The sequence below is a fragment of the uncultured Nevskia sp. genome (genome assembly GCF_903885465.1).
Lineage (GTDB): Bacteria > Pseudomonadota > Gammaproteobacteria > Nevskiales > Nevskiaceae > Nevskia.
Genome location: NZ_CAISIQ010000077.1, coordinates 1 through 7232 on the forward strand (window position 1 = coordinate 1; position 7232 = coordinate 7232).

The 7232-nt window shown below is 60.3% G+C and carries 5 protein-coding genes; all 5 read left to right on the plus strand.

Translation table 11 applies throughout. The features are described 5' to 3' along the window. Window position 1: 1 nt before the first annotated feature. On the plus strand, window positions 2-97 hold the full coding sequence (locus tag QZY06_RS22110; RefSeq protein ID WP_367275548.1) for a helix-turn-helix transcriptional regulator: 96 nt from the start codon (window positions 2-4) through the stop codon (window positions 95-97). 329 nt (window positions 98-426) lie between these two features. Then, complete coding sequence (locus tag QZY06_RS02880; RefSeq protein WP_367275547.1) at window positions 427-2871, plus strand: RND family transporter; 2445 nt, start codon at window positions 427-429, stop codon at window positions 2869-2871. 172 nt (window positions 2872-3043) lie between these two features. Continuing rightward, entirely contained in the window at window positions 3044-4429 is a 1386-nt protein-coding gene (locus QZY06_RS02885) for a DUF1329 domain-containing protein (RefSeq protein ID WP_295679943.1), read from the plus strand. Window positions 4430-4512: 83 nt separating this feature from the next. Next, window positions 4513-5469, plus strand: coding sequence for a YCF48-related protein (locus QZY06_RS02890; RefSeq protein ID WP_295679945.1), 957 nt, complete (start codon window positions 4513-4515; stop codon window positions 5467-5469). A 69-nt stretch (window positions 5470-5538) separates the two neighbouring features. After that, window positions 5539-7232 (plus strand): DUF1302 family protein (locus QZY06_RS02895; protein ID WP_295679948.1); only part of this gene is annotated, 1694 nt, incomplete at its 3' end.

The window sequence follows — 7232 nt, forward strand, 5'->3', positions numbered from 1 at the left end:
CATCAAATTCCATTTGAAAAACATCTACTCGAAGCTGGCCGTCAGCAGCCGAGTACAGGCCATCACTGCCGGCAGACAGCTGGGCCTGATCGCCTGATTGTTGTTTTGCACACTCTGTTCAATTGAGTTGTACGTCTCGCCCAAAGAGCAAGACTACCCTCAGAAACTACCCTTCGGTGTAGTGCTGGACAAGCCCGCAGAACGTCTAATCCAATCAACATAAATTAGAAACCACTGAGCACCTGCAGCCTTGCAGCGTACTCAGAAGGTTACAGCGGGAGGAACGGAAAGGATGATGACGTCATTGATGTCGGCAACCGGCTGTCTGTCATATCGGACTGCTGCGGGCTTCGCTCTCTAATTCGAAATTAGCTGGCAGCTCTGGCTGCTGATTGGCGGCATCCTTTTCCATTGAGGTTCTAGCGAATGTTCTCGTTGCGATTCCGGATTGCGAAGTGGGTGATGAATCACCGCGGCCTCAGCGCTGCGGTATTCGCAGCGGTCACCCTCTTCTTCGGCATAGGTCTGAAAGACGTCAAGCTCGACACCATTTTTTCCGACCTGCTGCCGCGCGACGAACCCTATGTGCAGGTGTTCAAGGACCATCCGAATTTCGGCAATCCTCTGACTTTCACGTTGATGCTCCAGCGCAAGGACGGCGACATCTACAACGCCGAGACCTTGTCGAAAGTCTGGAACCTGACCCGCGACATCGATCTTGCGCCCGGTGTCGACCACGACCAGATCCTGTCGATCTCAACCGAAAAGGCTCGCTACGCCGAAGCCACGCCGTTCGGCATCGACATGCGCCCGCTGATGGGTGACTCGGTGCCGACTTCGCCGGAGGAAATCGCCGACTTCAAGGTGCGCGTCGAGAAATCTCCGAATGCACGGACCTTCCTGATTTCGGCCGATCAATCGGCGACCCTGATCAACGCGACGTTCATCGAATCGCGCCTCGACTACGCAGAAGCCTTCAAGTATGTGCAGGGCTTGGTCGAGAAGGCCCGCGACGAACACCACAACGTCTATCTCGCCGGCCAGCCGGCGCTGACTGGCTGGGTGTTCACCTACAAGCAGGAGATGTTCAAGATCTTCGCGATCACCCTCACCGCACTGGTGGTCGCGCTGGCCTTGTACATGCGCAACGTCGTCGGCATCGTCACGCCGATCGTCACCAGCATCGTCGCCGCAATATGGGGCTTCGGCCTCACCGGCTGGATCAAGTCGCCGATCGAACCCCTGCTGATGGTGGTACCGCTATTGTTGGTGGCGCGTTCGTTCTCCCATTGCGTGCAGTTCACCGAGCGCTACTACGAGATCTACGCGCACCTCAAGGATCGCAAGCAGGCAGCCGAGATCACCATGGGCGTGATGATGGCGCCGTCGATCCTCGGCATCTTCACCGACATCGTCGGCATCTTCCTGATCGCCATCGCGCCGATTCCGGCGATGGAACGCTTCGCGCTGTTCTGCGGCTTCTGGTGCGTCTGGCTGATTCCGACCGGCGTGTTCCTGATTTCGCTGCTGCTGTCCTGGCTACCGCCACCGAACAACGTCGACGAACTGGTCGGCAAGGGACGCACGACTTTCCTGCAGCACCTGCTGCGTCGCATCGCCACGCTTACCTATGGCCGCGCGGCGCCTTGGACGGCCGGCATCATGATCGGCATCGGCGTGTTCGCCGTTCAGAATGCCTTGCATATCCGCATCGGCAACCCGGTGGAAGGCTCGAATCTGCTCTGGAACGATTCCGAGTTCAACGAGGCAGTTCGCCAGATCAATCGCAACTTCGCTGGCGTCAATACTCTGGAAATCATCTTCGAGGCCAAGGATCAGAAGTCGCCGAACCGGCTGATGCAGCGGGCGGAAACCATCGAAACGATGGCCGAAATCCAGCACATCATCGAGAACGGCCCGGACGCACCACGTGCCACGCTGGCCTTCGGTGACTATCTGGTGGAAGCGAACCGTCTGTTTGGTGGTGGCGATCCTCGCTGGGCGCCGCTTGACCCGACCGATTTCTATGTCGGTGCCGCCGCCGGCGCGGTAATGGTCGGCTCCAGTCCGAAAGCCTTCTTGCACGTCATCGATTTCGAGCAGCAGAACGGCACCGTGTCGTTGTGGTTCAAGGACAACAAGCAGGAAACCGTTGACGCGGCCCTGCGTGAAGCCAAGAAGGCCATCGACATCGTCGGCGTCGACCATAAGGAATTCACCATCCGCCTCGGCTCCGGCACCATCGCGTTGCAATACGCGATGAACCACGTCGTCGAGCGCTATCACTACCTGATCATCGCGCTGCTCAACCTCGTGATTCTGGCCGGTTGCAGCCTCGCCTACCGCTCGCTGGTGGCCGGCATCATCCTGCTGATTCCGGTGAACATGGCGAACTTCTCGCTGAACGCCGCGATGCACGTGATCGGCATCGGCCTCGACATCAACTCACTGATGGTGGCCGCGATCGGCGTCGGCGTCGGTATCGACTACGGCATCTATCTGCTCAGCCGCATCTGCGAGGAGTATCACGCCCAGGATCACGACTGGGGGCGCGCCATCACGGTGTCTCTGGTGACGACCGGCAAGGCGATCCTGTTCACGGCATCGATCATGTTCGTCGGCATCCTGCCGTGGATCTTCATGTCGAGCCTGCGCTTCATGGCCGACATGGGTCTGCTGCTGACGCTGACCATGCTGTTCAACATGATCCTGGCGCTGGTGCTGCTGCCGCTGCTGGTCTGGATCGTCAAACCGAAATTCGTGGCCAGAAAGGATCTGCTGGTTGGCGAAGGTGTGGATCTGTCCGCTTTCACCGGCGCCGCTGATGAAGCGCAGATCAATCATCCGAAGCTTGCCCCCAGCGCCAGTTGATTATTGGCGAAGCACGGGTGACCGTCCATCAGTGAGTGAGTCCATTTGCAGGTGCAGCTCGTAGTGCTTTGTGGAATGGGGAAGACCGGTTCTCTGATCGGTGCTTAACCTTCAAGTCAACGGCGCATCGCCGCACCGTTCTTAATGTGCATCGTCAGCGAGGAGAGGAAACATGAGAATCAAGAAATACGATTTCAATTATGGGCGTCGCATGCTCATGGAGAAGGCCGCCATGGGTGTTGGCACCGCAGGTGTGCTCGCGCCGCTATGGCCGATGATCGGTAACGCCGCGGATAGTAGCAAGGCCTATCCGGACGAACTGCTGTCGATCTCGATGTACACCAAGGGCAAGATCAAGCCCGGCGACGTCATCAGCGCCGCCAATGTCGATGCGGTCAAGGATCTGTTCGATCCGATCACCTTCATCCAGATCAAGAATCAGGGTCGCAAGATCAACGTTGTGGAGTCCACCAAGGACGTCTCCAAGTTGTTCCCGAACCAGTACTTGAAAGCCACGCTCAAGAATCAGGGCACGGCCAAGTTCGATGACACCGGCAACATCGTCGGCAAGGATGGCGGCCCCTGGAATGGTGGCAATCCATTTCCGGAACCGAAGAATGGCCTGGAAGCAATTTCCAATCTGACCCTGGCCTGGGGTCGTCATTCGTATTCGCAGTACGCGATTCGTGACTGGGATATCGCGCCGGATGGCAGCGAAGCCTACAAGTACGATTTCGTCTGGTGCGAAATGAACACCACGGCGCGCGCCGATGGCACTGTCTACAACGGCAAGAAGGACCTGCTGCGCTACCAGTCGGTGTTCTTCACCTCGCCGACGGAAACCGCTGGCTCGTCGTTCCTGAACACCTGGTACTACGATCAGCGCAAGTTCCCGGATCTCTATGGCTACCTGCCGGCGTTCCGTCGCGTGCGCCAGTTCCCGGCCAACCAGCGCTTCGAGCCGCTGGTGCCGGGCATCACACTGTTCCTGTCCGATGCCTGGGCTGCCGGCGACCCGATGCTGACCTGGGGCAACTACAAGATCATTGGCCGCCAGCCGATGATGGGCTGCATCAGCGGCATCAACTTCCGCGGCGGCTATCACCCGAACTACGAGCGCACCGTGCACGGCGGCCCGAAGGGCACCACGTTCTTCGACACCTGGTTCGAACTGATCCCCGAGTGCATCGTGCTCGAAGCCGAACCGACCGGTTATCCGCGTTCGCCGGTGGGCAAGAAGCGCATCTGGATCGATGCCCGCAACGGCATGTTCGTCGCCTACATCACCTACGACCGCCGCGGCGAGATCTGGAAGTCCTTCGAGCCTGCTTTCGCGCAGTACTCGAATGACAAGATGACCATCAAGGACGCCGAGGGCTTCCCGGACTGGTCATGGGTGTACGTCCACAGCCATGATCTGCAGGCCAACCGCATGAGCCGCTTCTCGCAGGTGAGGGAAGTGACCGGCGGCTACAAGTCGAAGTTCTCCGAGCAGGGCGAAGACGTCTACTCGAAGTATCTGACCACTCAGGCAATTTCTCGCCTCGGCACCGGCTGATCCCGGTTCGAAGCGTTTCGCTGTATGGCGGCTTCCGCACCAACGGAAGCCGCCATTCGAATATTCCGGAGAGTTGGTAGCGCATGAAGCACACACTGAAATCGGTCGTCATCGGCGCAGCACTGGGCTTGGGTCTCTGCGCGTCTGGCGCGCTGCAGGCCGCCACGGCCACAGCCGTCGTCACCGGCACTGTCCACGACGCCTTGTTCGCCGTCACTTTCGATGGCAGCAACGGGCTTGCCGCCGGCGCTCCTGGCACGCTTCTCGAAACCACCGACGGCGGCCAGAAATGGGCACCGGCGAAGAACGTTCCGACGCGGCTGGCACTGCTCGGCGTTGCCTTGAAAGGCGAACATGCCATCGCCGTCGGCCAGCAGGGCCTGATCCTGACGCGCAGCGGCGGCGAGTGGAAGAAGGTTGAATCCGGCAGCACCGAAAGGCTGCTCTCGGTTGCCGTCAATTCGAAGGGCGCGGCGGTTGCCGTCGGCGCTTTCGGCACCGTGCTGTCATCGACCGATGGCGGCGCCACCTGGGCGGCGATCAAGCCGGTCTGGGAGCAATACGCAGAAGCCGGCACCGAGCCGCACATGTACGCCGCAGCGATCGATGAGAACGGCACGATCACCATCGCCGGCGAGTTCTCGCTGATCATGCGCCGCGCGGCGGGCAGCAGCGAATGGAAGTCGCTGAACAAGGGCGACGCTTCGCTGTTCGCGCTGTTCATGGGCAGCAACGGCATCGGCTACGCGGTGGGCCAGAACGGCACCGTGCTGCGCAGTGCCAACAACGGGGACAGCTGGACCAAGGTGGATGCCGGCACCGGCGCCATCCTGCTCGGCGTTCATTCCAGCAACGACGGCAAGGTGGTGGTCACCGGCATGCGCGAAATGCGTTACAGCGGCGACAACGGCAGCACCTGGACCGGGGTTACCGGTGGCGGTGTCAGCACCCTGTGGTACCAGGGCATTGGTCAGCCGGAAGGCAGCACGGCAGCACTGGCCGTCGGCCAGGCGGGACGCATTCTGAGAATCGAGAACTGATCGGTCGGCAACAGATCGGCAGGACTCGCATTAATAAAAAAACAGGGTCTGCATACGGAGGGGTAAACAATGAGCAACAGCAGCAAGATTCCAGGGATCAAGATCATTGTCGCGGCAGCCATGGCGCTTGCGACGGGTACGGTGTTCGCGCAGGACGGCGGTGAAAGCAGCGGCAGCACCAACAGTGACGGCAGCGCCAGCAACGGTACCGGCATGTTTGCCGATTTCGACGTCAGTTGGGGTGGCTTCATCCGCCCGGAACTGGCGATCAGCCTCGGCTCGGAGAATCCCAACAATCAGCGCGGCAACACCTTCAACGGTGTGCCCACCGCGAGAATGCCGGGTGTGCCACAGCCGGTCGATGCGCTGGGCGGCCTGCTGCCGGCGTTCTCGGTACCGAACCCGTTGCTCAATGACACGGTCACCCGTCCGGTCAATCCGGCGAACAACTTCTTCAACCTGAATCTGTTGCGCATCGAGCTCGAAGGCGCGATGAAGTTCACGCCGAGCCTGAAGATCGTCGCCCGTCTGCGCAGCATCGTCGATCCCGGCAACTACAGCAGCTTCGATCCGGTCAGCGTTGCCAATGCCGCTACCGGCAGCATCCAGGGTGGCGATCCGGGCCTCTACGGCGGCGCCCCGAACTACTTCCAGTACAAGGTCGACGGCATGAAGCGGCCGAACCCGCTGGAAGCGGCCGGACCGAACTACCTCGTCTACTTCCCTGCCCTGTTCCTCGACTACCAGGAAGGCCCGCTGAACGTTCGTGTCGGCAACCAGCAGATTGCCTGGGGTCAGGCGATCTTCTTCCGGGTGCTTGATGTCGTTGACGGCATCGACTTCCGCCGTCACTCGATTCTCGACAATGCCCAGGAAGAGTTCTCCGACAAGCGCGTGCCTTCGCTCGGCGTGCGCGTGAACTACCAGTTCACCGACGAAGTCCTCGTCGATGCCTTCGCGCAGAAGTTTCAGCCGACGATCTTCGGCAATCCGAACACGCAGTACAACGTCATCCCGTCGCAGTTCACGGTGCATGACCAGTACGCCGACTACGACACCAAGCTCAGCTACGGCATCCGCTTGAAGGGCAACTTCGGCCAATGGGGCGCGCAGGCGATCTTCGTCAGCCGCCTGAACCCGGACGGCGTATTCCGCTGGACGGCCTCCGGCGTCAACAAGAACCTGCCGAACAACAATGCGCTCGGCCTCGCGGTCAACGCCCTGAACAACGGCCTCACGCCGAATCCGATCACCGGCCAAGTCGGCACTTCCGGCGAAATCCTCGCGCAGACACCGTTTGAAGCCTCCCCAGGCGGCGTCTACTCGGCGAAGGAATGGTTCACCTATGCGGCTTCGGCACGTCTTGACGGCGTTGGCGGTCTCAATGCCGCAATCAATGAGTTCGGACCGTCAACCAACAGCCTGCTGGCGTCGCCGGTCGACAACTACACGGCTGCCGGCCGCGAGTTGGATACCTTTTTCATCGCCGCCGGCGACGGTTTGCGTGGCCACATCGCACGCGAGTATTTCCGCGAGTACAACATCGGCGGCGGTGTCAGCTACGTGGTCGAAGGCGAACCGGGTTCGCTGCTCGATCAGCTGATCATCAACCTCGAAAGCACCTACACGCCGGATCGCCGCTTCACCAATCCGACCCTGAGCCGCGACTACATCAAGGAAGGCAGTCTGGTGAGTGCGTTGGTCATGGAGAAGTATCAGCGCTTCTCGACCTCCGTTCCGGCGACCTACATGGTGCTGCAGTA

Bases quoted from the DNA above. Each gene is read 5' to 3' on its own strand.
- QZY06_RS02880 (WP_367275547.1), top strand. From the start codon at position 427: ATGTTCTCGTTGCGATTCCGGATTGCGAAGTGGGTGATGAATCACCGC.
- QZY06_RS02885 (WP_295679943.1), top strand. From the start codon at position 3,044: ATGAGAATCAAGAAATACGATTTCAATTATGGGCGTCGCATGCTCATG.
- QZY06_RS02890 (WP_295679945.1), top strand. From the start codon at position 4,513: ATGAAGCACACACTGAAATCGGTCGTCATCGGCGCAGCACTGGGCTTG.